Source organism: Haloprofundus halobius, assembly GCF_020097835.1.
GTDB classification, from domain to species: domain Archaea; phylum Halobacteriota; class Halobacteria; order Halobacteriales; family Haloferacaceae; genus Haloprofundus; species Haloprofundus halobius.
On sequence record NZ_CP083666.1, the window covers coordinates 63,632 to 87,815 of the forward strand.

The following is a 24,184-nucleotide window of genomic DNA, read 5'->3' on the forward strand; positions in this document are numbered from 1 at the left end:
TCGAACTTGCTCTCAGACCTCTTCGAATAGCTGACGTGCGTATCGATATATCGGTGCCCCAAGCCAGTCTCTTTGCTCGGCAATCGTTTCGAGTGCTGACTTCGCTGTGTCTTCGCTCAGGGCGCCTCGCTTGACGAGCGCACGGAGAACAACCGGCGAGAGTGCGACCTCTGCGTCGATGAGGTGCTGTAGCTCTGGAAGTGCGCGATAGTCGTCAGTAATTAGAAAGGCTGCATCAATCTCTCTCATTGCTGCGACGCAACTTGCTTCTCCGTCGTCGATTCGACTCGTTACGAACTTTTCGCCGGTGATGTCAAGAGAGTCGATTCGCTCAAGCTGATCGAGAACTGTTGAAGCACCTCGTCCATGCTCATCATCGTAGTCGGCAGTCACTTCGAGCTCATCGATTACTACGTGGGTCGCAACGACATCAAACTCTGCAAGTGTAACGCCAAGAGCGTCACCGACTGCGAGTGAAACAAGCGCACTCGTATCTATAACGAGCATTCAGAGGTCAGCAAGTTTGTCTGCAAGCTCTTCACCGCGATCTAAGACCTCTTTTGATGCACGGACTGCTTCGGCGTCTTGTCGCCCGATGATATCGACGAGGATCCCAAATTCGATTTGATCGTCAAGATAGAGGTCGACGACCGCTTCGCGGAACTTCTCTTCAGATTCTATCTCTTCGAGGTACTGTCGAAGTGCCTCGACGAGCAGTTCAGTTCGATTCTTGTGCGTGATTTCGGCTGCGATATCTGCGTGTGTAATCAACTCTTCCGGAAGTCGGAAGTTGACGCGTTTTGTACCCATTCGTGTACATACATTGTATGTACAATAGCAAAAGTGTGTTGTCGGGAGTGTGTTTTCTGCCAGCGAACTGCTTCAGGGCCAAGCCCCGAAGCCTCGGCCTGCTTCGCTTATAGAACGAGAAGAACAGGGTGGCTGAATCTGGTGTTGCTCTTTAATCTTCGTCGGCGGCACGCCCCGCTCGCCGCCCTTTGTCCTTCGTTCGCTCGCCCAGTTGGACGCCAGCGGGTTAGCCAGTCGGTCCGTGCGCTCCGTGGGTGCGCCGGACCGCCAAGCTAACTCCGCTGGCCGCTCACTACGGGCGGGGCGGCGCGCGTGGCTGGTTGGTGCGTTCTTTCGGCACGCGCCGCTTCGCGCCCCGGGCGCGAAGCGAAGGCGCAAAGCGGCGCGTGCAGACGTCTCTGTCGAGAAACTGTCGGTGTGGTCGTGTAGAAAACCGCGAGTAAGGTCGCGGTTGTCGGGCGTCGTGAAACGCCTTCGGAGTTAGGACTCCAATGGCAAGTACGAACGCACTCGGTAATGAAGTTGCGGGACAGCGCGGTGAACAATCTGAGAACGCGGATGTCATTCTCGACGAGGATGGATTCGAGGTAATCGACGAGGTTGCAGAACGCGAGCGAAACCTCAGGGCGACAGTAGAGATGGAGATTCAAGCGAAAATCGATATCGACCACTACGAGACGCGACGGCGTGGGTTAACCCTTGAGCAGGAAGAGCGGATTGAAGCGAGAGAGTGGGAACTCGGACGGACGAGAGTGCGGTTCGACAGACAGCAGGAGTCGGACCGAGAAGCACGGACGCGACGAGTGGCAGAGCAGGGAAGCGTCGAACGGCGGCGTGAATTCGGAAAGCGGGCGGCGAGCGTGGACCCGTGGGCGGACCCGGATGTGGTCGATGCGCGTGAGCAACTGTCGTGCGAGAAGTTGGCGACAGTAAACCAGGAAGCGGTACGGGTAGCAGCGAAGCTTTCGGGGTGGTCGCAGGCGGCGGTCAGTCGACGAGTGGCCGAGCGCGTCGTTGACGGCACGGATGTCCTCAGTGCAGTCATCAGGGTATTCGAGGAGTTCCAGAGTGACCCTGGTCGAGTGGTTCCAATCGCAGCGCTCGAAGAGGTGCGAAGTCACGAGGTGAGCATCTCGGGGACGATAACCCAGTTATGGGAGCCACGAAGCCGTGCGATCCAACAAGTCGGACTCATCGAAGACGAGAGCGGACGAACGAAGTTCACGGTCTGGGAGAAATCGGAGATGCCGATGCTGGGTGAAGACGACCGAGTGGTGTTGCACAACGTGGCGCGAAATTGGTATCAGGGTCGGTGCTCGGTTGCACTAACGGGCTGGTCGTCGATTTCGTTCCCCGAACGTGAGCGATGGTGGGCTAAGTAGCTCACTTCGGCCATCCTTTTTTTCTGAACGCCAGCTTCCTCCCCAGCCGTCGTCCTCGCTTCGCTCGGACGCCCCTCGCGCGCGGTCGTGGCCGGAGGCCACTCTTCGCACGCGCCATAGAAAACTTTGGGCTTCACTTGAGATCCTTCCCGTCCTATAGGGCGGGGCTTTCTCCTTGACTCTCCGTAAGGGCGTTTACGACATCTGCAGCAGTAAAGAGCGAAACGTCATCACGTTCGACGGCGACCTCTTTCAGAGAGTTCTTGAATCCACTTTTAGAGAATACAGCGTACTCACAGCTGCGCTCTCCACCTTGTTCTGGCTTCCAGCGAAGTGCCGATTCATGGTTCTCGAGTTTACTCAGTACATCATACCCAACAGGCGAATTCTGGAACTTGCACTCTCCGATGAGCAACACATCGCTGTTAGTAATTCCGACGACGTCGATTTCATGGTTTTGATACCACCACCGTCCGGTTCGAGTGATGGTCTGAGAGGGGTAGAGTTTCCGAAGGGCGTGTTGCGCAAGCGTCTCGAATGTCTCGCTAGCGAAATCGTTCATCTCGGGTTCCACAACTGTGTCATATGCACCTGGCATGAGTTGGTCGTACTGAGTGGGCGTCCCATAGAGGAACCGGAACCAAAACTCGAACATCGAATCTACGATACGGTATTGGCCTCTCCGGGACTTTTCAGGTCGCTCTGTGACTGGAACTTCTCGTTCGACGAGACGAAGTCGTTTGAGTCGGTCGATATATCGAGAAATTTGATCTGAGTTGACTCCGCTTGCCTGTGCGATTTCGTTGAGGAAAGTGTTTCCGCCGGCGATTGCTTCTAGAATAGAGAAATATCGTGTCGGCTCAGAGAGCTCCATCCGGAGTACGTAGTCGGGGTCGTTGTGAAGAGACGAATGCGATGAGAGGAGTGTTTGTTCGATTGCATTACTGAGGGTGTTGTAGGTGGCTGCTTCTTCGATGTAGTAGGGGATGCCCCCGAATACAGCCCAAAGCAGAATTTGTTCGCTGGGATTGTATGTATCGGGATAGAGGCTCATCGCTGCTTTGAACGGCAGCTCGGTGATGTCGAGTTTCTCAGAGCATCGACCATACAGCGGGCTGTTCCCGAGGAGCGCTGCGTCTTCCATCATACTGATCGAGGACCCGACTAACACGAGAGTTAGTGCAGACTGGTCCACACCATAGTCGTACAATTCTTGAATAACTGATGGGAGACTGGACTCTTCTTCGATAAGATATGGGAACTCGTCTAGCACCACAATCGCGTCTTGGTCTGCGAGATACCCAATTAGTGAATCCCAGTCTTTTCGGATACGTGAGATCCCGGGAAAGGACTCTTCGGCTGTTTCGATGAACTCTCGGATCTGAAGTTCCTTCGTCTTTTGTTTTGCTTGAAATAGAACGACGCCCTCGTAGTCAGTAAGAGACTCACGCACGAGGGCCGTCTTTCCTAATCGGCGGCGGCCAAAGATCACAGCTAACTCTGCTTGATCAGAGTCGTAAAGCGCAGTAAGCCGTCCAAGCTCTGCGTTCCGGTCGACGAATTCCATGCGAAGGTATACGTGTGCTGAAGCAAAAGCGTACTGCTAAGGTAACTCAAAATACGGTATTTCAGAATACCCTATTTTCGAGTACCGTACTCATCCAGGGTGGGTGAACGAGTAGACTGCGCGCTCGCAACTGTATCGCTGTGAGAGGCACAGAGAACTGTTCTATGCCGAAGGAAGACTGGCTTGGTGGCGGTGGGGGAGAAGATATCCTGGAGCCACCTATACGAGATTTGGATGTTGCAGTTCACTCAACAAACATCCCGAAGGAGGTGTGGTATTCACCACCTCCGACGTTCAAACTGCGTACCTCTCGATTTGCCGCGCACGCTTGACCACTTCTTCAAATCGCTTCTGGAGATTCTGTTCGAACGTATTAATATTAAATTAACTGACATGTCGGCCCCGAAGACTGCGACAGACGCCACGACGACAGTATCCGGAAACGATTCTACCGCTGTCGAAGCAAACAATTCGATTGAACAGCCACCCCCACTCCCTGATCACTTGACTAAGCGCTATGAGAGTGAGAAATACCCTGAACGCAACCCCCAGACCACTCGTCAAGTGATCGTGGTGATAAACACGCCTGACGAGGAGACGCGAGATTACCGTCCTCACGTGAAGGGTGCCTTCAGATGGTGGCAGCAAAATTCGACTGCGTTTTTCGGCCCTGGAAACTACACGTACTCACTCACCGAAAATGCGTCGAATACAACTGTAGTGATAAACTTTGTTTCTGATAGATAGTGCGAGCGCATACCCGCGTCTTCAGGCGCGGGTCAAGCGGACAATAGCGTACACATCCACCGACGATGGCACGGCTGGGTTTCCCACCGTGAACCGTCGTTTTAAAACACTTTGGATTCATAGTGTGTAGTACGGATGAAGACCACACGGCACGCAACGTACAACCTCAACTACCACATAGTGTGGATACCGAAGTACCGCCAATCGGTACTCGTCGGTAACGTTGCAACCCGTGTACGAGACATCCTCCACGAAATAGCCGATGACAAGGGGTTGGAGATTATCGACCTCACTGTTCACCCCGACTACATCCACCTATTCGTCAGTAGCCCGCCGAAACACGCTCCGTCACTTCTCGCCAACTGGTTCAAAGGCATCAGTTCGCGCAAATACAACCACCGCTACGCCGACCACGACGGCGAGAAAATCAAGTGGGCACGCGGCTACTACGCAGGAACAGCAGGCCACGTTTCGAGCGAGACTGTCGAGAAGTACATCCGGCGTCACGAGGAGGACAAATAGTGACCGAACTCACCGAGACGCTGGAACTGAAACTTGTGGAACCGAACGCCCACAAGCATCGGAAACTCTGTGAGACGAGACGTGCGTACCAAGACGCGCTCAAAGCCGCGTTCAACGCCAACTGCACCACCAGTCGGCGGCCAACGACGTGGTGGTCAACTACGACCTGAGCGGCTACGCGAAAAACGCGCTCAAGAAATACGTCCCGCAACTTTGTGGCGGAAGCTACGACGCGAAAGAGCTTCACGACGACCACCCTGTTCGGTTCACAAACGAAGGTCCGAAGCTCGACCACAAGCCACAGAACGCAATCGAGTGGTACATCAAAATCCCGCACCACGACGACTACCACCTCTGGGTGCCCGCTCAAATCAATCCTGAACAGCGAAAGTGGCTCGAAGCGTTGTACGCCGAAGACGCGAAGATGCGTGAGTGTCGGTTGTTTGACCGTGACGACGAGTGGTACTTCCACATCGTCGCCACACGGGACGTGGAGAAACGAGAAACCAGTTCGGCTGAGACGCCGATTGGGGTAGATATTGGGGAAGCCTCTTTGTTAACGGTGTGTCACCGTGACGAGCGCGGCTCCCCGACTGCACCCAACCTCTGGAATGACGAAGGAAAGGCGGTTCGACAACTCCGCGAGACATATTTCACGGCGATTCGACGCCTTCAGCAACGCGGAAGCGAACGTATCGCTGAATCCTACGGCGACGAACTGTGGCGACACATCGACCACATCCTTCACACGGTCACGTCGGAGGTCGTCGCCTACGCCGACCAATTCGAGAACCCCGTACTGGTTCTGGAAGACTTGACGCACATCCGTGAGAACATGGACTATGGTGCGTTCATGAACCGCCGCCTCCACGGATGGGGCTTTGCGAAGATGCACGCGCAGATTCGCTATAAAGCACTTGAGAAAGGGATTCGCGTCGAAACGGTGAATCCTGCATACACCTCGAAGACGTGCTACTGTTGCGGTGAACAGGGCTATCGTTCGAAGCAGGCGACGTTCACGTGTTCCAACACGGAGTGTTGGGTTTCAGAGTACCAAGCAGACATTAACGCCTCGCTCAATATTGCAGACCGCTACCTCAGCGGAGAGAGCCATTCAAGAGAACACACGAGTGGCGATGACTCGGCTGAGGAAGGGGGACGTTTGACCGTCTCACAAGACAGCCAAGCCGATGCTGACACCCAGCAAGAGACGCTTGGAACGTATGCGTCTTGAAACCTGAGGGCCGCGCTCGGCCCGAAATCCCATGGTGGGATTCCCGCGGCTAAAGCCGCGGGAGGAGGTCAAGCTGAGAGACATTGTGGGTCTATCGAGGGTAGAAATATCGTAAGGTGTGCAGCGTTACTTGACGAAGAATATTCAATGGTGAGGCCTGCTCACCTCTACGTCGAAACGGGAATGGACGACGGATCTACTGCATATACTGTCGCCCACGAACTCGGACACGTCTTTGGGAAGACCCACGACTCACATGCGCCGGTCATGGAGACAGGCACCTCCGACACGATTTCGCTCTACAACCAGTCGTGGAACACGAGCGGACCCACCTCTACCGCGGCTGACAACTCTACGGCATCTCTCCGGCCGGCTTAAACCCCTCCAGACGATCATTCAGCTACTAAACACGAGCGATTTCACGACGACGGGGACTGTCTGGCCGCTCTCCAGCGGGTCGCCGATATCGAGATAGTCGCCGTCGGACGCGACAACTTCGTCTACGACGATGAGCGGCGCATCCGCGTTCGACGTCGAACGCAACTGCTGGCCGAGCGCCTTCGCACAGTTCTGTCTCGTGAGCACGACTCGGGGAGACTCGCTCGCAAAACACTGTTCGTACACCTCGTCGACCGCTCGTGCGAGGCCTCTAATTCGTTCGTATCCCAACGGTGTGATCGAGGGAAGAGACAGCACGAACGGCGTCTGCTCGTCGATTTCGTACAGTTCGCGTTCTCGCTCGAAACAGCTCCGTAGCTCACTCACGAGGGTATCGTGGTCCTGTTGCTCGGTCACGACGGGTGCTTCGATGACCGGCAAGTTCCGTAGCGGCAGTACTGCGTCGTCGATGTGCGTCGTCGTCCCGCTGAACGAGGTCGTCTGGGTTCCGACCCCGACGACAGTTGCTCGAATGTCTTCGTCGGGGAATCGAACGCGGAGCGAACTCCGTTCGAGCCGCCGTTGAATCGCAGACGCGAGGTGGAGACCGAAGTCGTCGAACGCGAACGGTGAGCGCCCGCTCGTCTCTTCGGTCGCAGAAATCAAGCGGCCGACACCACCGCTGAACACGACCGCATAAACCGTCTCTCCCGTGTACTCGCTCGACCCGATGGTGAGCGTTTCCGTGACTGAAGACAGCGGCGGTCCCGCTATCGTGTCGAATATCGACTCTGCCATCGCAGCCGCGAGCCGACGCAGTTCAGCGTTGGTTGGCTGGGTTCCACCCTCGATATCGAACCCGTGAATCGCGACGAGTCGCGCTGCAGGCTCCGAGATGTGCGTTACCTGCCCCGACTGGTCGAATCGAAGCAGTCGCCCGCCGACGTCGAGACAGCGCGTTTCGACGACGTCGTCGCCCGAAAAGAGACACATGTTGGTCGTCCCTCCCCCCACGTCGACGTTGAGCACCGTTTCCTGATTCTCTGCGGCCCACGCTGCAGCCCCCGACCCCTTCCCCGCCAAGACGGCTTCCAGTTCGGGACCCGCTGTCGCAACGACGAACTCCCCGGCGTGGTCGGCGATGTGGTTGACGAGTTGCTCGGCGTTCTCCTTGTAGGACGACTCCCCTGTGACGATGACCGCGCCGCTGTCGATTTCCGGGGGTGAGTAGCCCGCAGCGTCGAGTTCCGATTCGACGAGTTCCCGGACTGCATCCGTGTCGAGCGTCTGTCGGTCCAAAAGCGGCGTCTCGTGTATTTCTCCTCGATGGACGATAGTCGTCTCGCCGATGTCGACGGCGACAGCGCCGATACCGGACCGATCGACTGTGAGTTCGCTGACGATGAGTTGCGTCGTCGTCGTCCCGATATCGATACCGACGCTGGTCAGCGTTGGCGGGTTTTCCTCTGACATCGTTCGGTCCGTTCTCAGCCGAGGTCGATACCGCTTCCTTGCTGCTCGTGCATCCGCTCGACGAGATCGATGATCTGTGCGCCCGCTTCGACCGCTGGAAGCCCATCTGCGTGGATGTTCGAGATGACCGATTTCTTCGCCGTCGGCTTTCCGGGTCGAGGGTCGTACACCAGATACGCGCTCAGACTCTCGGCCGTGTTCAACCCGGGTCGTTCCCCGATGAGGTTCACGACGCTCGTCGCCCCGAGCGTCTCTCCGATTGCGTCCATCACGTCGACGCGGCCGAACTTGACGAACAGCGGTGTCCCGACCACGAACCCACGCTCTTCGAGTCCATCTACGAGCATCGGCAACAGATCGGAGACGTTCGCTTCGACCGCTGTCGAACTCAGTCCGTCGCAGACGATAATCTGGACGTCCGGGTCCTGCGTACACTCGTCTCGAATCCGCGCTTTGGTCTCGTCGCTAATCTGTCGACCCAGGTCAGGCCGAGCGAGATACTCGTCTTGGTCCGTGACTCGGCTCTGAATCGGAATCAGCCCTGCATCCTCGACCATCTCGTCGGATACCTTCGTCAAGACAGCGTCGCGGGCACGGGCGTGGTCCGCACGAAACGACAGCATCGACGACGTCCGAGGTCGGGTACCGCTCCGTCCAACTCCCAGTCGAGAGGGACTCGCGTCGACGATTCGTTCGAGCGCGTCTTCGTCGTTCGGCCCGTTCTCGCCCGGGCGGTGCGAGTCGCTCATCGCGCTCCCTCCAGAAAGCGGGTCGGGTCGCCGGCGCGTGAGGTCAATCGCCCATCTTTCATCAGCCCCATCGATTCGAGCCACTCTTCGAACTCCGGGGCCGGACCCATCTCGAAGATATCCCAGAGCGCCGACGCGTCGTGATAGCTGTTCGATTGGTAGTTGAGCATCGTGTCGTCACCCATCGGAACGGTGATGAAGTAGTTCGACCCGGCCGCGGTGAGCAAGACGGCGAGGTTCTCGATGTCGTTCTGGTCGGCCTGGATGTGGTTGGTGTAACAGGCGTCGATGCCCATCGGGATGCCGGTGAGTTTGCCCATGAAGACGTCTTCGAGTCCGGCTCTGATGACCTGCCTTCCGTCGTAGAGGTACTCGGGGCCGATGAAGCCGACGACGGTGTTCACCAAAAACGGGTCGTAGCGCTTGGCGAGTCCGTAACAGCGAGCCTCTAACGTGACCTGGTCGACGCCCGCGTGGGCGTCGCTCGACAGCTCCGACCCCTGGCCGGTCTCAAAGTACATGACGTTCGGCCCCGAAGCAGTACAGCGGTTCTGGCCGAACTCGTACGCCTCGTCGAGGAGGTCGACGTCGATGCCGAAGCCCTCGTTACCGGCTTCGGTTCCCGCGAGGCTCTGAAACAGCAGGTCGGCGGAGGCTCCCTGTCGGACGGCTTCCATCTGGGTGGTGAGATGCGAGAGCACGCAGTTTTGCGTCGGCACGTCCCACGTCTCGATGAACTCCTTCGTCACGTCCAGCAGCCGCTTCGTTCGCTCGGCGTTGTCTTCGACCGGATTGATGCCGATGACGGCGTCGCCGACGCCGTACGAGAGCCCTTCTCGAATCGAGTGACGGATGTTTTCGACGTCGTCACTCGGGTCGTTCGGCTGGAGTCTGAACGACAGCGTCCCCTCGCCACCGATGGTGTTGTTGCACCGGGCGGTGACCTGCATCTTCGACGACGCCTGAATCAGATCCATGTTCGACATGAGTTTCGCGACGGCGGCGATCATCTCGCTCGTCAACCCCGGTCGAATACGGGCGATTTCGGCTTCGCGCGTCCCTTCGTCGACGAGAAACTCGCGGAACTCCGAGACGGTCCAGTCTTTGATTCGTTCGGAGGCGGCCTCGTCGACGCCGTCTTGGATGACTCGGGTGACCTCGTCGTCTTCGTACGGGATGGCGGGCGACTGCCGGAGCGTTTCGAGCGTGAGTTCGCCGAGCGCGTCCTTCGCAGCGATACGTTCAGCCTCCGAGTCGGCGGCGATTCCCGCGAGTTCGTCTCCGGACTTCTCCTCGTTCGCCTTCGCCAGTACCTCTCGAACCGAGTCGAAGGTGTGTCTCGACCCGGTGATGCGTGATTCGATGTTCATCTCTGTCTCCCCTGGGATGGTCGATTTCGGTTGTGACGTCTGGAAATTGGCGTGCCTGTTCGTCGATCACCCTCAGGTCGGACTGTCGACGGAGATCGGCGACGGTGGCGTGGCCTCGTCGCCGAGGTCGCCGACTGCATCTCTGGGCGTGCCAATGTCTAACACAACCTAGTTCCTCAACACGGTACGACTTGAGTGTTGCTCGAACCCGGGTTTTCGAGACGCGTCGACCCACAATCGCAACCGTCTCGTAGTGAGCAGGAGTCACGACTGCTCTTCGGTTGCGGCGCGCTCTTGGTGATGTTTTGCGAACGTCTACAGCTTCACAGAGACGCAAGAAGCGTAACTCGGACTCGTCCGCGAGGAACTCCATCCCTGCGTCCCCGTCGAAAGACAGCGTCAAGGGGGTGCCAGCGGACGACGCTGTCTCGTAACGAGGGCGAGATGTACAGGTGATGGTAGGAAGGGAGGTACCGTGGAGAATCGTGCGGTAAATTCTCCATACTGGCTGATGCTGACGCCTCCCTCAAGTCGCTTAGTCCGTTCACTCCGGCGACCCCGTCGATCGGCTCTCGCCCTCGGTGGTGTGATACACTAGCGGCACGTTGGTGGTGGGGTCGCCACGTTCTATTACTTACTCAAGAACAATAAAAATTATTCATCTCGCAGAGATACAATCACTCTCTATTCGATTAAAAATTGTCATGAACGGGAACGCAGCGCCCTCGATTCGCGACTCGCACTCTGAGTCTCTCTTTCGGCGAGATTCCATCCATACAGACGAAACCACGAGGAGAGCGACCCCCTCGCGAATTAACTTGCTCGAATCAGGTTGTGTAGTACTCGTTGACCTCCTCGCCGAGGCTCGCTTCGAGGCTGACCTGCAGCGGTGTGGCGTCCTCGGTGAGTTCGACCGAAATCCAATCGCCTTCGCCCCCGTACTCGACGACGTTGGCAGCCGCGAGTTTGGGAAGATGTTGATGGTAGAGCGAGGTTAGCACCCCCTCTATCTCTTCGTCGCTCGGCGAGTCGTACTCTCGTCGTGCGACCACCGCAGCGAGGTCTTCGAGAAGGACGGGTCGTTGCTGCTCTATGAGGTGTGCGAGGACGCGTCGGCGACGTGGATGGCGTACCGCGTCGGCGACGATGTTCTCTAACGACCCGCCGGAGAGATACCCGAACGCCCGGTCTGCAGCCGTGTTTCGGGTCGGCTTCATCATGAGTAGAACGGTACTCCCCAGAGCCGCCTGAAGGCATGGCCCGTAAATTACGGGTCTATATATGTCGGATTCACGAGAACTGAACAACCATCTGCGCTGTCAGGTAGATGGGCTTCTGTCGACGTACGATTTCGTCCACTATTGACCCGCCTGCCCTCTCTGCCACAATGAGCAGGTACAAGCATGGCAATGTGGGTTATGAGAGAGCCATCGTAGACGGGCTCGTTCACAACACAGAACCGCCTACTTCGGACAGAGCGAATGGTTATATCCGGACCGTGGGTAGACTTAGCATGGGGCTGAAAATGAGATCGCCAATCGACGACATTGCGTACCTCACGCGGGCCGAACACCGCGTTTCGATGCTCGTCGCGCTGGCTGACGACCCTCGCACCCGAATCGAACTCAGGGAGATGACAGGGGTCTCGCCATCGACGGCTCAACGGACGCTGCGGACGTTCGAGGACCGAAACTGGATTCGAAGAACCGGACACGAGTTCGAGGCGACAGCACTCGGCGCGTATCTCGCCTCCGGCGTGGTCGAGCTCGTCGAACGCTTCGAGGCCGAATCGAAGCTCCGAGACGTTTGGCACCGGCTTCCGGTCGAAGGAGAGGGCCTCGGAATCGACCTGTTCGCCGATGCGGTCGTGACAGTCGCAGAGACGACAGATCCGTATCGGCCGGTGAACCGGTTCGTCTCGCTGCTCGAAACGACCGACGAGTTCCGACTCCTCAAGTCCGACATCGCCATTTTCGAACCGTGTCGCGAGCTGTTCTATCAGCGAATCGTCGACGGTATGGAGGCGGAGATCATCGACCCACCGTACGTCTCGGCGTACATTCTCTCGACGTATCCCGAGCACGTCGCGAAAACCCTCGAAACCGGCAGGCTCACGGTGTGGGTACACGAGGAGTTACCAGCCTACGGACTCGCCCTGTTCGACGACCGAATCAGTATTACCGGGTATGATCCCGACAGCGGAACCATCCACGTGTTGGTCGACACCGACGCCCCGGAGGTGCGCGAGTGGGCGGACGCGACGTTCGCGGACTACCGACGCTCGGCGCAGTCGTTCGACGCCGGGGACAGAGACGTCGAATCAGAGCGCGCGATGTAGTCCACAAGCAATCCGTCCATCGTGTCGTTCTCGGTCTTTCGAGTGGTGACTCTCGACTCTCCCACTCGGTGACGGCCGGTCAGTATCTGAACGGAAGTCAGTCGCTGCCGGATAGTCACGACGTGCGTGTTGGTCAGCAGCTCCCGGGGTGTCACGAGATAGCTATCTACCGCTCGGACTCGAAACTCGTTCGCCAACAGGCAGATGGAAGACGATGACAACAGCACACAAATTCGACTGTGAAGCGGTGGGCGACGATTGAGGAGTAACGACGCATGCCAGATTCACTCAATGTCAAACGGCTCGAACAGGCAGTCAAAAACGTCTATCGGGACGTTGCGGAGTCTCCGAACGAGGAGTATCACTTCGAGATGGGACGCGAGTTGGCCGAACAGCTCGGGTACCCGCCGCGTGATCTCGATCGGATTCCCGCACGAGCACTAGAGTCGTTCGCGGGTGTGGGGTACCACTTCGGTCTCGCCGAACTCCAGGAGGGCGACCACGTGCTCGATCTCGGCAGCGGGTCGGGGACGGACGTGTTCGTCGCGGCGCTACACGTCGGAGACTCGGGGAGCGTGACCGGATTGGACATGACCGACCAACAGCTCGCGAAGGCACGGCAGTTACGCGACGAGGCGGGGATGGACAACGTCTCCTTCGAGAAGGGGTACATCGAAGACGTCCCGTTCGACGACGGGGCGTTCGATGTCGTCATCTCGAACGGAGTGATCAACCTCTCGGCGGACAAACAGCGGGTGTTCGAGGAGGCGAATCGGGTTCTCGCGGCGGGTGGACGGCTCGCGATCTCCGATATCATCAGCGAGACACAGATGCCCGAGAGTATCAAGAACAACGAAGACCTCTGGGCGGCCTGTATCGGCGGGGCCGAGCAGACCGACCGCTACACGACGCTCATCGAAACTGCGGGATTCGAACTGGGCGACGTCCGGGACAACACGAAGTACGAGTTCATCTCGGAGCAGGCGGCGAACGCGTGTCAAAAATACGGTGTGAAGAGCATCTCGCTCGACGCGCGGAAGTCGCATCGACGGGAAGCGTAAACGAGAACGTCGCCCCCTCGACGGGTTCGAACTCGACCCGTATCCCGCCGTCGTGGCGCTCGACGATGCGCTGACAGAGCGCTAACCCGATGCCTGTCCCGACGTGTTCGTCGCGCCCGTGAAGCCGCTGAAAGAGCTCGAAGCTGCGGTCTACGTCATCGGGGTCGATGCCGACGCCGCCGTCGCTAACCGAGATGCACCAGTACGTGTCCTCCCGCTCGGCGCTGATTCGGATGCGCGGTGGCTCGTCACCGCTGTACTCGAATGCGTTGCTCAGTAGGTTCTGGAACACTTGACGGAGCTGTTTCTCGTCCCCGTCGACGACGACGTCGAGGGGTGTTCGCCTTCGGTGACGGCGACCGGACGGTCGAGTCAGGCGACTCTCAGCAGGTCGAGGTCGCCGTCGGCCCGCCAGCCGTCGAGCGTCGACTCGGAGGTTCCGAGCGAGAGCGGCGCCCTCCGAGAGAAGTCTTCATATACGCTCAATCGCTTATGAGGTGCAGTACCTCTACAGACGTCTATTGGCACCTCCGCACAGTTACCGGCGAACAGACAATCAACGATCATGGACACACAACAAAACAAGGTACCCGCGATCAGAGAGTTCGAACAGTCGCTCCAAACGTTACTCTTGGAGGCGTTCGCGCAAGGCGTCCCGCTCGAAGGAGCGTGGGTGATCTCACTAGATTCACCGAACCTCCCGGATTGGTCGGTTCAAATCCGCAAAGAGGAACCGGAGAGCCCCGAGTACGACCCCGAATTCATCGAAGAGTAACGCCGCGACGACTCGAGATACCGACGTCGGGCCCCTCGAAACAGACTCACTCGCTCCTTTTTTAGATACTCTCTCCCGTAATCGAACAGTCCGCATTCTCGATACATGTAACACACATAACGTTTATGAAGGATGCTGGCCGTGGGTTGTAGTGTACACTGCTGAAGCCGGGGCGGAAGACGACAGGAGAGCTATGCTGCGTAGGCAGGTACGGAGAGCGCTACATCATGACCACTAAAACAAGCGACACGAACCCTACGGACAACGATCCTGATCTTTCGCCGACAGAGATTTTTTCGCTCTTATCGAACGAGAGGCGCCGGTACGCGCTTCACTATCTGTCCTCGCGAGTCGGCGCGATCCCTATTGGCGAGGTAGCCGAGCAGATCGCCATCTGGGAAGGCGACCCCACGATGGACCGCTATCAACGAGTCTACGTCGGACTGATCCACAACCACCTCTCGAGGCTCGGTCACGCGGGCGTGATCGCATACGACTCGGACGAGGAACTCATCACTACCACGGACGGTATCGACGCCGTCCGTCCGTACCTCGAACTCGCTGCGTGTGTGGATATGAGTCGGTTAAACGGGTAACGACGCGCACCTTCCGTTCGAACTCGCGTTGGCCAGTTTCTACGCGGCCGTCACACGTACTCGACTCGCGTTCGGAGAACGGCCTCCGAGACACCCCTGCCTAATCGTATTGGTACTGTCTCTTTATGGGGATCTCACTAGAATACAATCGAGAGTGTTCACACTCTCATCCCGAGGTCAGAGGCACCCGCTCCTCATGTGGTGACGAAGCGTGTACATTCGGGCAGGGCTGTACACGTGGTACTCACTCGCTTCGGAGCGCACGTAACGCTTGGAGTCGCCGATATCGACCCCTGCTTCGGTTTCAGGTACGGTTCGGAGACCCATCCTCGTCGTGAACAGTAGCACGCTCCGGACGTGGTCGGTCGCTGATTCGTCGCTAGCTGTCACATAGAACCGACTGACCACCGTGTTCAACAATAGGCGGTTAATGACGCTACTGGGCCGTATTTTCGTAGAGAGTGATCGATACCAGTCCGTATCCTTCGTAGAACGGTTGGAGACTGCCGTTACTGCCGCCCGTTGCGATGCGTCCGTCCGGCGTATCGAAGACGAGATTGTTCTCAATTGGAAATTCGTTAGTCGGGTCGCCGACGATATTTTGATGGATTTCGACGACAGGAACGCCTTCGTAGGTGATCGTGTCTTCGGATCCGATCGCCTGCACGGTGACGTCTGCAGTGAGTGATCGCTCCTGGATGAAGTGAAGTGCAGCGTTGGTTACCGCGGTTCGGGCATGGGTGTAGGTTGCTGGGAGCGGGTCGGGGTCTGCGGTGAACTGGTTGTCACCCATTGGCCAAAAGTTGCTAATGGCGTTTCCGAAGAACGCACCTGCGATGTCTTGCTGGGAGAACACAAGTGCATACGCGGAGTTGTGGCGACCTGAGAGGATACTGTGTGCGCCCATTGCGCCGGTTTGCTCATCGGCGACGACGGTGACTGGAGGGGTTGCCTCCCAGGATTTAACGATGGTTGCATACTCCTGCCAGTCAGTACCCGTCGGAATCTTCTCTACGGGTTCGACGAGTTGGAGATAGATCGTGACGCCGCGTTCTCGAGCTTCTCTGAGAGGGTCTTGGAGGTGCGTGAATTCGGACCCAGGAACGGTGAGCACGACCTCCTGACGGGCGTGGTCGATAGCTCGAATGATCCGTTTTCGGGTGGTGACGCGAGAGTGGACGATCTCCACGGCTGGATCGTCTGTGTCTGAGTGCTGATACAGTGATTCAATGTCGTGTCTCATCTGGGTAAGACGGTCGGAAAAGCCCCCGAGAGCATCTTCGGGTGAGCGTGCATGGAGGAGTGTTGGACTTCTCGTCTCGTCGATGCTGATGAGGCCACGGTCTGCGAGTTCGGCTGCGAGTTCGTAGACGTATGCCTGTGAGATTTCGGCGCGTCGTGAGACGTCGCTGGTTGTTGCGGTTCCTGACTGGAGAATGGCCAGGTAGGCTTCGGTCTCCTTTGTAGAGAGCCCAAAGGCCGTGAGGTGCTCCCGGAGGGAGTCTCGAGACATGAAAGAGGATTGTGATACTATCTACAAAATATTTTCCCGATGGGATGTGATGGTCGATGTATGGAAACGGTCACCGATACTGAAGCTACAGCTGTGTTTACGAGCCGCCGTTTGTGGACACTAGCTATCTTCGCCTTTGCGGCACTCGAAGGCGCGACGCTGCAGATGCAGGGTGCGATTATTCCGGCGCTTCGAGCAGAGTTTGGCACGCCCGAATGGCTGCTGGGGATGGTTGCGCCTGCAGGAACGGCCGGGTTTCTCGTGTTCGTCGCCGCGGTCGGTGCTGTTGCCGGGCGACTGGATACTCGACGAATGCTCCTCTTTGGGATCGTTGGGACCGGATTCGGCGTCTTCGTGATGGGTCTGGTTCCATCCTTTGGGTTGTTTCTTGGAGCGTTAGTCCTCCGGGGGGTGTTCAGCGGGATTGGACGCGGGAGTGACCGACCGCTGTTGAGCCACCTGTATCCCCGCAGACGCGGTCAATTGTTTGGATACTACGATATGATGTGGGCGGTCGGAGCGACGCTCGGTCCGCTCGCAGTCGCGGCTGCGCTCTGGTTTGATAATTGGCGACTGGCGTACTACGGACTCGGTGTGTGTTTCATCCCGCTCGCAGCCCTTATCTGGTATCTCCCGAAGCCGTCTGTCACCGGTGGTGGTGACGATCCGTTGACGCTCGCTGAATTACGGCGGATCAGTCGGAGTCCTGCAATATTGGTGATGGCCGCTGGAATCTTGCTGACCACGGGTGTCGAAGGCGGATTGTTCACCTGGCTGACGACGTATGCGGATGGCCGGATTTCTGCGTCACTTGCGACGGTCTCATTGAGCGTCTTGTTGGTGGCGTATATTCCCGGACGATTCGCCGCAGGATCGTTGTCCGAGCGATTCGGGTATGTACCGTTGGCGTTTGGACTGGGTGGGCTGTGTTTGCTCTCGGCGATCTATACGTTCGTATTGGCGTCGGGGCTGTGGTTACTGGTTGGGGTGTTCTGTATCGGGCTGACGTTGTCGGGGTTGTATCCGACGTTGTTAGCGTATGCGACCGAGAGCGCGCCTGAGCATAGTGCACCTGTAAATGCGATCGGGTTAGTTGTCTCTTCGTGTGGAATCGCGGCAGTCCCAGCAGCGATGGGATTCGTGATCGGGAGTCTGGGTGTGGACACAGCGATGCAGCTATTGTTTGTTCCCCTCGGTGGCGTGTTGGTCGTTACTGCGATTGCCTGGATGCAGATCGGGTCGACTGACTCTGCGTGAGTTGTCCATCATCACCGCGACTACATCGAAGAAATCCGTACTGCTCCACGCACCAAAACGTGAACAAGCAGTCGAGACGGCGGTCGGAAGTACATGCGTAGTATCTTCGTGAATCCAGCCCGTAGTATCGCATATGGAATACGTCACCGCCGAAGGTGTGGACGTGCCGGTGCTTGGCTTCGGGACGTGGCCGATGAAGGGAGAGACCTGTCGAAGTGCCGTCCAACACGCACTAGACACCGGATATCGCCACATCGATACGGCGCAGATGTACAACAACGAGGACGCTGTCGGGGAGGCGATAGCCGACTCCGAGGTACCGAGAGAGGACCTATTTCTCGTTACGAAAATCCGCCGACAGAATCTAGCCCACGACGACGTGCTACGTACGGTCGAGGAGAGCACGCAGCGGTTAGGGACTGAAATCGACTTGTTGCTGATTCACTCGCCGAGTCGAACTGTGTCGATCGAAGAGTCGATCGGCGCGATGAACGAACTCCAAGCGCGTGGAACCGTCGAGCATATCGGCGTCAGCAATTTTTCTGTCGAGCAGCTGCGGCAGGCGATTGCCGCATCTGATACCCCGATTCTGACGAATCAGGTCGAGTACCACCCCTTCAAGAGTCAGTCAGAGCTACTCGAATTCTGCATCGAGAACGGCGTCATTCTGACTGCGTACAGTCCACTAGACCAAGGAAGAGTGGTCGGAAACGAGGTGCTCGTGGAAATCGGAGCACAGTACGGAAAGACCGCAGCGCAAGTCGCACTCCGCTGGTTGATTCAACAGGAGATGGTCGCAGCGATTCCCAAGGCATCGAGCCAGGCACATATCGAAGCGAACTTCGAGGTCTTTGATTTCGAGCTTTCTGACGAGGAGATGGACCGTATCTTCGATATGCAGGGCGGACTTCTCTCTCGGCTTCGTTCGCTCCTCGGGCTCTGAGTGGCAGCTTGAGGTATCCAGACATTCTCACCTGTAGACGGAATAATAATCTAGTAAGAAGATTTATTCCGCACATCTCCCTTTAGGCCACTATGAGGGAACCACGCGACGAACTGAAGGCTGACAGCAACGAGCGTAGTGAGAAGCCAGACTTCGATGTCTTGACCGCATCCAAGGACGTTGTCCGTGGCGAACGCACACGCGACGATTTCTTCGATGCAGTCCTTGCACTCGATCGCCCTACGTCCGTCGACGAAGTCGCTGACCTCGCTGGCCATGGAGTAGATGCTGCGCGCGAATATCTACAGTGGTTCGAGCAAATGGGAATCGTAACGCGAGTCACAACGTCACCAGCGACATACGAGCGCAACGACGAGTACCTCCGATGGCGACGTGTTCAGACACTTCGCAACCAATACACGAGTAACGAACTGCTCGAGTTCCTCGAAGACGAAACAGAGCGTGACCGGTCGTATGCAACTGAATTCGAGGTCGAGTCTCCAGAAAGAGTCTCAATTTCGCAGTATGCAGTTGAGACTAGTCGCTCCATTGAGGACGTTTGGGAAGACCTCACGAAGTGGAAGACGACACGACACCGCATTACGCTTCTCGAACAGGCATTGTCCGGTTCAGATGGCTCAGCCGACCAACGCAGTACGGCATGACAGGCGGACACCGTGAGGATGACAGCGGAGCGCCAGTCGATTTTGACCGACTCGAAACCATCGGCGAACGACTCGCAAGCGACAGTCGATTCACCCAAACTGTTCTCCGTCCAGCGTTCGCACCCGACCGACTCGTCTGTACGTACAACGCAAGTTTCTACCCAAACAGCGTTGAGATCGCTCGTCTCGAAATGACTTGGTTCTCGAACGGCGATTTTTCTATTCACTATCACGAGACACATCACGACGGAACGTTCGACCATCGCTGGGACCGCCACCCATCGGGCCACAACACACGCGACCACATCCATCCTGGACCGGACGCACCGACACCTGGAGAAGACAGATCACACCCGAACGATTGGCGAGACGTCCTCTCGGCAGTCCTCTCCGAAATCGAAGACCGACAACGAGCGTTCTGGACCGTCTGATTCACGAATCCTCCTCTGTCGAAGCATTTCGTGTCTGGCCCATCTCGCGTGAGAATTCAGAGTTCAACCGTGCAGCCAACCCAGACCTAGTCTAATCAGAAAGCGCATATGTTGGTACTCTAGAGGATACGAGCATGCGACGCCGTGCCCTCCTCGCCACGGTCGCCACCTGTGGAGCCGTCGCGATTGCCGGGAATAATACGAGAACCCCATCCTGTGGGCCACCAGAGGAGTCGTTCGACAGGCCACGAAGCCGCTGGCCGACGACAGGATACGGGCCGACGAATACTGCCTACGCGCCGGCCGGGCCATCGAATGGCGAACTCCAATGGCAGACCGACCGCGAGAGCGGAGACGGACCTCGATTGAACGGCTGGTTCAGCACACCCATCGTCGGCGAAAACGCGGTATATGTCGCAATTCAATCGCTCGACAGGTACGACCGAGGCTATCCTGGCTATCTTGTCGCACTCGACGACGAAACCGGCGAGATACGATGGCGAGTCGAGTTCCCGTCGCTCGCAGGCGGCGATCCCGCACTCGCGGGCGACACCATCCTCGTTGGCGACGAAGCGGGCACCCTCTACGCCATCTCAACCACGGGTGAACGACGCTGGACACAGGAGCTCGACGCGGCAGTCCGAACCCCGACCGTCATCGGCGAACACGTCTACGTCCTCGACGCGTCAGCGACCGTCTACGGCTTCACACTCGATGGGGAGCAGTGCTGGAAGCATAGCCACTCTCGGTTCTGGAACGACCTTCTCGGTCGGGGCAGCTCGTTTGCGGTCGATAGTGCGCCCACCGTCGACGACTCGCGTGTATACGTGACAGTACAGGAAAACCCAAGCGACGACCGAACTGGTCACGTGACGGCGTTCAATCACGGAGGGAACGAGGAGTGGAACTACAGTTTTCCAACGGGATACGACTCCCCAAGCACGCCCGCTGTCGTCGACGACATCGTTCTCGTAACTGGGGGTGACCGAATCGTCGCCCTCGATGCGACGACAGGTGAACGGCGATGGCGCTTCGTTGTCGGCCACGAGTACACCGGGGCACCCGCGACTGACGGGAAGCGCGTGTACGTCGGTGCGAAGAATCTGTATGCACTCGACATCACGGACGGCAGCGAGCAGTGGCGAATCGTCAATCACGGCGTCCGTGACGCCGTTGGATGGGAGAAGAGCGTCCCATTCATGGCACGTCCTGTGGTGACCGACGACGCGGTTTACCTCCGCGCAGGCGCGTTTGACCCTACTGATGGGAGTCGACTGTGGGGTGGTCTGGCGGAAGCGGAATTACTCGGGTCGAACTACGCGACGGAGAACTACGGTTGGAACTCGTTGGCACCGCTGTCGGTGACCTCGGACGCACTCTATCTCTCCCATCAACTTCTGGGGGTGGCTAAGATCGCATGAACCGCCGTCGTTTCCTCCGGACGGTTGGTGCTACCGGTATCGTCGGAGCAACAGTTGGAATTGCCGGCTGTGGCCAGTTCACGGACGAGTCAAACGCAGGTCAAACGGAAGCCTGCGGGCCGTACGAACCAACCGTCTCTGGATCGACCGGTTGGCAGACGGTTGGGGGCGATCCCGCAGGGACCGGCGTCGTCCCGGCGAGTGAGACACCCGAGCCACCGCTGTCGCTCGACTGGACGTACATCCTTGGAGGGATGGCAGGGGCGGTTCAACCCGTCGCTACCGCCGGCCGAGTCTACGCGCACGAATACGACTCTCTGTTGTGTGCTGTCGACGCCACGTCCGGCGAGAAAGTGTGGGAAAAACGCGTCGAGAGTCCGCATGGCCCACTGGCTATCGGTGACGACGTGGTGGTCGCTCTCGCCGAGTCCACGGTCCTCGGACTGAACCCCGAGACCGGTGAGACACGATGGACCGTTTCCGAGAACTATACTGGCCTGTTCCGGGGGGGTCCAGTCGTCGTCGACGAGACGGTCTACGTTTCGACGGAACTGTCGCTACTTGCGCTGGACCTCGCAGATGGGACGGTTAGATGGAAACACACGACGGGTGAAGAGACCGTCGCAACGCCAGCTATCGTCGGAGAGACGGTCTACTACGGTGATTACGATACGTACGTCTACGCGCTTGATGCGGCGACAGGCGAAGAAAAGTGGCGCGTCAAGACGAACGCGCACATCGACTGTAACGTGACCGTCGCAGACGGCACCGTATTTGCTGGCAATCCAGACGGAATCGTCCATGCAATCGATGCAGCGTCCGGCGAGCACACGTGGACGTACGACGTCCGGTCCGACCCGAACGTCCTCGCGACCGATGGGTCACATGTGTATGTCCAGACCGACGATCAACTGTACGCAGTCGAGGCGACGACTGGCGTTTCCTGCTGGTCTACCGAAAGCACGGGTGCCGGTGTCGCCGTTGGCGATGGCTGCGTCTATACTCCACTCCCCGTGGAAGAACCGGAGTCGAGGAGTCTCCCGGGCGTACTCAACGCAGCGACCGGTGAGAAACTCGCAAAGACCCAAGGCGAATTCGAGTCGCGCTATGCGAGGTATTACAAGGGTTCTGCTGTCGTCGACGGTGCAGTATACGCATCCGGGGTTGACGAGGATGGAATCTCCCTCGCTCGATTCAGCTGAGCAGTTTCGGGTTCAGGCGACCAACGCGAATAGGGGCTCGACATTCGACGACTACGGGCGGCTGGCATCTAGAATCCACTCTGGACGTATTGGTTGCTTGATGCCGTACTCCCCTCATCGACTTCGTCATCGTGATTGAGTACTTGCTCCAACGGAGTGAAGTTACACAGTTGAAAGCACGTAGCAGTCCGATAATCTAGCCTAGTAACTCAGTACATTCAGTACGGGTTCCGAGGAGGGTATCGAGTACCGTATGCCGAACCTGACGCGAGAGGAGAACGGAGACCCTTAGTGGGTCCCATTTGCAATGAATGCTGACGAGTGTGCAGTCGAACTACAGACTGCACACCTTCTCACTCATCACATCGATGGGTCGGCAAAGAATCTCGTTACGATGTGTGCGGGCTGTCATCAGTAGAGTCAAAGCGAGCCCGCAGATTCGGAAACGTGGACGCAACTCGACCTCTTAGACTGTGATATCGACAGCAGTTGATGACGTTAGCGTTGCCTCTGTACTCTCATAGAGTTCGTGTTTCTCGTTGAGACGCTGGCGAATCGCGTCGATATCACCCGTCGGTACCGGTTCGAAAAATGCCTGTACTTGTTCTAGTTTAGCGCGGTGACGAATCGGGTGTGTCTCACTCTCGGAATCCACACAGTAGCTCACATCGATTTCGACTGTATCGCCGAAACACCGCTCGAAGATGTACGCTGCTCGTTCTGCGTGATACCGGGAGGTTACGAGATAGAGTGTCTCTACTTGGTGATTGAGTTCGTCAACGCGCATCCGCGTAAAGTATCCGTTCCCGATCGTATCTAACGCACAGGGCTCTGGGACGACACATGATGGATCGATACCCTGTGAACGGGCGTATTCGGCCATCACCTCGCACTCCGTTTTATCCACGCAGGGATTCACTTGACCGCCGCTTAAGAGAAGATATGGCGCGTCTGTGCCTGAGAATGCCTCAATCCCGGCATCCATGCGTGCTTGGAGTTGCGGATGCAGTTCTTCGGATTGGAGTTTATGACCAAGCACGACAACGACCATACTTCCATCCTCTCGTCGATGATTATAGGCTCTTCGCAAATTTGAAAATTATAGTGTTTTGATATTTAATCGGCGTATCACTCTCGAGAGAGTTTCAGAGACGGTACATCCGCCTTCATCCGGAAACGACATCGAAAATCCGGTGTGTACGTCGGTAGAGAGTGCACGGCATACGCTCGTTGAGAAACGAATCTAGTGATGAGTCTCACCAATTCACAACTGCACTAGTCTCGTAGCGATCTCCTGTCAGACATCAAAATACACTAACAGTAATTCTACACGAAAGTACTTACTCAAATCTGAGTAAGTCTTAATACCGTCCGTCTCCTTCGTTGATTTGATGACTGAAATACCCTCTTTGATCGAATTCGTTCCGGGTGCTGTGCGATGATGTGGCAAGATCTCATCTTCCTCGCCGGAAGCGTTTTCTCGCTTCTCGTGTTGGTCCCTACGGTCCGAGATTCCACCGCCAGTATTCCGCTCGGAACGTCGCTGCCGTCGGCGAGTCTCGGTGTCGTCTACGGGACGACGTTCCTCTCTCTCGGGATGACGATGTCCGCCGTCGGGTCGCTTCTGACGTGCGTGATGTGGGGCGTGATCGCGACGCTTCGCTCGCCGCATCCCTTCGATCAGTATCTCGAGTCGAACGCTGACGAACCGTCCCCGCGGGCCGCACCGCAGTATGCTGACTGAATCTCT

General features: G+C 57.4%; 22 protein-coding genes and 2 pseudogenes. 14 read left to right on the forward strand and 10 right to left on the reverse strand.

Annotated features, from left to right (window positions below; genetic code table 11):
• Nucleotides 1-12: 12 nt before the first annotated feature.
• Nucleotides 13-507, reverse strand: a complete 495-nt coding sequence (locus LAQ74_RS00305) for a PIN domain-containing protein (RefSeq protein ID WP_224333789.1) — start codon at nt 505-507, stop codon at nt 13-15.
• A complete protein-coding gene (locus tag LAQ74_RS00310; protein ID WP_224333790.1) occupies nt 508-810 on the reverse strand; it encodes a CopG family transcriptional regulator in 303 nt (100 codons plus the stop codon). It abuts the gene before it with no gap.
• Between the two features lie 491 nt (nt 811-1,301).
• Here LAQ74_RS00310 and LAQ74_RS00315 point away from each other — a divergent pair, with 491 nt between their 5' ends.
• Nucleotides 1,302-2,192, forward strand: coding sequence for a DNA-binding protein (locus tag LAQ74_RS00315; RefSeq protein WP_224333791.1), 891 nt, complete (start codon nt 1,302-1,304; stop codon nt 2,190-2,192).
• Between the two features lie 154 nt (nt 2,193-2,346).
• Here the strand turns inward: LAQ74_RS00315 and LAQ74_RS00320 are convergent, their stop codons facing one another.
• Entirely contained in the window at nt 2,347-3,759 is a 1,413-nt protein-coding gene (locus LAQ74_RS00320; protein ID WP_224333792.1) for an ATP-binding protein, read from the reverse strand.
• Between the two features lie 882 nt (nt 3,760-4,641).
• Here LAQ74_RS00320 and tnpA point away from each other — a divergent pair.
• Together tnpA and LAQ74_RS00330 are read left to right on the forward strand one after the other, a co-directional pair.
• A complete protein-coding gene (gene tnpA, locus LAQ74_RS00325) occupies nt 4,642-5,028 on the forward strand; it encodes an IS200/IS605 family transposase (protein ID WP_224333793.1) in 387 nt (128 codons plus the stop codon).
• A pseudogene (locus LAQ74_RS00330) lies at nt 5,028-6,262 on the forward strand (RNA-guided endonuclease InsQ/TnpB family protein). The gene tnpA and the pseudogene LAQ74_RS00330 overlap by 1 nt, the downstream one beginning before the upstream one ends.
• Nucleotides 6,263-6,658: 396 nt before the next feature.
• Here the strand turns inward: LAQ74_RS00330 and LAQ74_RS00335 are convergent.
• The 4 genes from LAQ74_RS00335 to LAQ74_RS00350 all read right to left on the reverse strand — a co-directional run bounded on the left by LAQ74_RS00335 (nt 6,659) and on the right by LAQ74_RS00350 (nt 11,452).
• Complete coding sequence (locus tag LAQ74_RS00335) at nt 6,659-8,113, reverse strand: ethanolamine ammonia-lyase reactivating factor EutA (protein ID WP_224333794.1); 1,455 nt, start codon at nt 8,111-8,113, stop codon at nt 6,659-6,661.
• A gap of 14 nt (nt 8,114-8,127) precedes the next feature.
• Entirely contained in the window at nt 8,128-8,862 is a 735-nt protein-coding gene (gene eutC, locus LAQ74_RS00340) for an ethanolamine ammonia-lyase subunit EutC (protein ID WP_224333795.1), read from the reverse strand.
• Nucleotides 8,859-10,232: an ethanolamine ammonia-lyase subunit EutB gene (locus tag LAQ74_RS00345; RefSeq protein ID WP_224333796.1), complete on the reverse strand. Its 1,374-nt coding sequence runs from the start codon at nt 10,230-10,232 to the stop codon at nt 8,859-8,861. Before LAQ74_RS00345 ends, eutC begins: the two co-directional genes overlap by 4 nt.
• Before the next feature lie 827 nt (nt 10,233-11,059).
• Entirely contained in the window at nt 11,060-11,452 is a 393-nt protein-coding gene (locus LAQ74_RS00350; protein ID WP_224333797.1) for a DUF7344 domain-containing protein, read from the reverse strand.
• A gap of 293 nt (nt 11,453-11,745) precedes the next feature.
• Here LAQ74_RS00350 and LAQ74_RS00355 point away from each other — a divergent pair, with 293 nt between their 5' ends.
• Nucleotides 11,746-12,570, forward strand: a complete 825-nt coding sequence (locus tag LAQ74_RS00355) for a helix-turn-helix transcriptional regulator (protein ID WP_224333798.1) — start codon at nt 11,746-11,748, stop codon at nt 12,568-12,570.
• A gap of 275 nt (nt 12,571-12,845) precedes the next feature.
• A complete protein-coding gene (locus LAQ74_RS00360) occupies nt 12,846-13,631 on the forward strand; it encodes a methyltransferase domain-containing protein (protein WP_224333799.1) in 786 nt (261 codons plus the stop codon).
• Here LAQ74_RS00360 and LAQ74_RS20530 read toward each other — a convergent pair.
• Nucleotides 13,540-13,953 (reverse strand): annotated as a pseudogene (locus LAQ74_RS20530) (sensor histidine kinase); the annotation flags it as partial. The gene LAQ74_RS00360 and the pseudogene LAQ74_RS20530 overlap by 92 nt on opposite strands.
• A 243-nt stretch (nt 13,954-14,196) precedes the next feature.
• Between LAQ74_RS20530 and LAQ74_RS00370 the strand changes: the two are divergent.
• On the forward strand, nt 14,197-14,406 hold the full coding sequence (locus LAQ74_RS00370) for a hypothetical protein (RefSeq protein ID WP_224333800.1): 210 nt from the start codon (nt 14,197-14,199) through the stop codon (nt 14,404-14,406).
• A 227-nt stretch (nt 14,407-14,633) separates the two neighbouring features.
• On the forward strand, nt 14,634-15,002 hold the full coding sequence (locus LAQ74_RS00375) for a DUF7344 domain-containing protein (RefSeq protein ID WP_224333801.1): 369 nt from the start codon (nt 14,634-14,636) through the stop codon (nt 15,000-15,002).
• Nucleotides 15,003-15,438: 436 nt separating this feature from the next.
• On the opposite strand, the gene LAQ74_RS00380 is transcribed toward LAQ74_RS00375, so the two are convergent.
• Nucleotides 15,439-16,515: a TrmB family transcriptional regulator gene (locus LAQ74_RS00380; protein ID WP_224333802.1), complete on the reverse strand. Its 1,077-nt coding sequence runs from the start codon at nt 16,513-16,515 to the stop codon at nt 15,439-15,441.
• 60 nt (nt 16,516-16,575) lie between these two features.
• Between LAQ74_RS00380 and LAQ74_RS00385 the strand changes: the two genes are divergently transcribed.
• From LAQ74_RS00385 to LAQ74_RS00405, 6 genes are all read left to right on the forward strand, one after another.
• On the forward strand, nt 16,576-17,772 hold the full coding sequence (locus LAQ74_RS00385) for an MFS transporter (protein ID WP_224333803.1): 1,197 nt from the start codon (nt 16,576-16,578) through the stop codon (nt 17,770-17,772).
• Between the two features lie 133 nt (nt 17,773-17,905).
• Nucleotides 17,906-18,715: an aldo/keto reductase gene (locus tag LAQ74_RS00390; protein ID WP_224333804.1), complete on the forward strand. Its 810-nt coding sequence runs from the start codon at nt 17,906-17,908 to the stop codon at nt 18,713-18,715.
• A gap of 92 nt (nt 18,716-18,807) precedes the next feature.
• On the forward strand, nt 18,808-19,380 hold the full coding sequence (locus LAQ74_RS00395) for a DUF7342 family protein (RefSeq protein WP_224333805.1): 573 nt from the start codon (nt 18,808-18,810) through the stop codon (nt 19,378-19,380).
• Entirely contained in the window at nt 19,377-19,811 is a 435-nt protein-coding gene (locus tag LAQ74_RS20535) for a toxin-antitoxin system TumE family protein (protein WP_425498499.1), read from the forward strand. The genes LAQ74_RS00395 and LAQ74_RS20535 overlap by 4 nt, the downstream gene beginning before the upstream one ends.
• Nucleotides 19,812-19,945: 134 nt before the next feature.
• The gene (locus LAQ74_RS00400; RefSeq protein WP_224333806.1) at nt 19,946-21,232 is read left to right on the forward strand and encodes a PQQ-binding-like beta-propeller repeat protein; all 1,287 of its coding nucleotides are present in this window, start codon (nt 19,946-19,948) and stop codon (nt 21,230-21,232) included.
• A complete protein-coding gene (locus LAQ74_RS00405) occupies nt 21,229-22,434 on the forward strand; it encodes an outer membrane protein assembly factor BamB family protein (RefSeq protein WP_224333807.1) in 1,206 nt (401 codons plus the stop codon). The genes LAQ74_RS00400 and LAQ74_RS00405 overlap by 4 nt, the downstream gene beginning before the upstream one ends.
• Before the next feature lie 466 nt (nt 22,435-22,900).
• On the opposite strand, the gene LAQ74_RS00410 is transcribed toward LAQ74_RS00405, so the two are convergent.
• Nucleotides 22,901-23,485 carry a YdcF family protein gene (locus tag LAQ74_RS00410; RefSeq protein WP_224333808.1) on the reverse strand — a complete coding sequence of 195 codons (585 nt, stop codon included), beginning with the start codon at nt 23,483-23,485 and terminating at the stop codon, nt 22,901-22,903.
• 387 nt (nt 23,486-23,872) lie between these two features.
• On the opposite strand from LAQ74_RS00410, the gene LAQ74_RS00415 reads away from it, so the two are divergent.
• Nucleotides 23,873-24,178 carry a hypothetical protein gene (locus LAQ74_RS00415; protein ID WP_224333809.1) on the forward strand — a complete coding sequence of 102 codons (306 nt, stop codon included), beginning with the start codon at nt 23,873-23,875 and terminating at the stop codon, nt 24,176-24,178.
• Nucleotides 24,179-24,184: the final 6 nt, after the last annotated feature.

Excerpts from the sequence above, each read along its gene's own strand:
- LAQ74_RS00305 (WP_224333789.1), bottom strand. The coding sequence starts at position 507 with ATGCTCGTTATAGATACGAGTGCGCTTGTTTCACTCGCAGTCGGTGAC.
- LAQ74_RS00310 (WP_224333790.1), bottom strand. The coding sequence starts at position 810 with ATGGGTACAAAACGCGTCAACTTCCGACTTCCGGAAGAGTTGATTACA.
- LAQ74_RS00315 (WP_224333791.1), top strand. The coding sequence starts at position 1,302 with ATGGCAAGTACGAACGCACTCGGTAATGAAGTTGCGGGACAGCGCGGT.
- LAQ74_RS00320 (WP_224333792.1), bottom strand. The coding sequence starts at position 3,759 with ATGGAATTCGTCGACCGGAACGCAGAGCTTGGACGGCTTACTGCGCTT.
- tnpA (WP_224333793.1), top strand. The coding sequence starts at position 4,642 with ATGAAGACCACACGGCACGCAACGTACAACCTCAACTACCACATAGTG.
- LAQ74_RS00335 (WP_224333794.1), bottom strand. The coding sequence starts at position 8,113 with ATGTCAGAGGAAAACCCGCCAACGCTGACCAGCGTCGGTATCGATATC.
- eutC (WP_224333795.1), bottom strand. The coding sequence starts at position 8,862 with ATGAGCGACTCGCACCGCCCGGGCGAGAACGGGCCGAACGACGAAGAC.
- LAQ74_RS00345 (WP_224333796.1), bottom strand. The coding sequence starts at position 10,232 with ATGAACATCGAATCACGCATCACCGGGTCGAGACACACCTTCGACTCG.
- LAQ74_RS00350 (WP_224333797.1), bottom strand. The coding sequence starts at position 11,452 with ATGATGAAGCCGACCCGAAACACGGCTGCAGACCGGGCGTTCGGGTAT.
- LAQ74_RS00355 (WP_224333798.1), top strand. The coding sequence starts at position 11,746 with ATGGGGCTGAAAATGAGATCGCCAATCGACGACATTGCGTACCTCACG.
- LAQ74_RS00360 (WP_224333799.1), top strand. The coding sequence starts at position 12,846 with ATGCCAGATTCACTCAATGTCAAACGGCTCGAACAGGCAGTCAAAAAC.
- LAQ74_RS00370 (WP_224333800.1), top strand. The coding sequence starts at position 14,197 with ATGGACACACAACAAAACAAGGTACCCGCGATCAGAGAGTTCGAACAG.
- LAQ74_RS00375 (WP_224333801.1), top strand. The coding sequence starts at position 14,634 with ATGACCACTAAAACAAGCGACACGAACCCTACGGACAACGATCCTGAT.
- LAQ74_RS00380 (WP_224333802.1), bottom strand. The coding sequence starts at position 16,515 with ATGTCTCGAGACTCCCTCCGGGAGCACCTCACGGCCTTTGGGCTCTCT.
- LAQ74_RS00385 (WP_224333803.1), top strand. The coding sequence starts at position 16,576 with ATGGAAACGGTCACCGATACTGAAGCTACAGCTGTGTTTACGAGCCGC.
- LAQ74_RS00390 (WP_224333804.1), top strand. The coding sequence starts at position 17,906 with ATGGAATACGTCACCGCCGAAGGTGTGGACGTGCCGGTGCTTGGCTTC.
- LAQ74_RS00395 (WP_224333805.1), top strand. The coding sequence starts at position 18,808 with ATGAGGGAACCACGCGACGAACTGAAGGCTGACAGCAACGAGCGTAGT.
- LAQ74_RS20535 (WP_425498499.1), top strand. The coding sequence starts at position 19,377 with ATGACAGGCGGACACCGTGAGGATGACAGCGGAGCGCCAGTCGATTTT.
- LAQ74_RS00400 (WP_224333806.1), top strand. The coding sequence starts at position 19,946 with ATGCGACGCCGTGCCCTCCTCGCCACGGTCGCCACCTGTGGAGCCGTC.
- LAQ74_RS00405 (WP_224333807.1), top strand. The coding sequence starts at position 21,229 with ATGAACCGCCGTCGTTTCCTCCGGACGGTTGGTGCTACCGGTATCGTC.
- LAQ74_RS00410 (WP_224333808.1), bottom strand. The coding sequence starts at position 23,485 with ATGGTCGTTGTCGTGCTTGGTCATAAACTCCAATCCGAAGAACTGCAT.
- LAQ74_RS00415 (WP_224333809.1), top strand. The coding sequence starts at position 23,873 with ATGATGTGGCAAGATCTCATCTTCCTCGCCGGAAGCGTTTTCTCGCTT.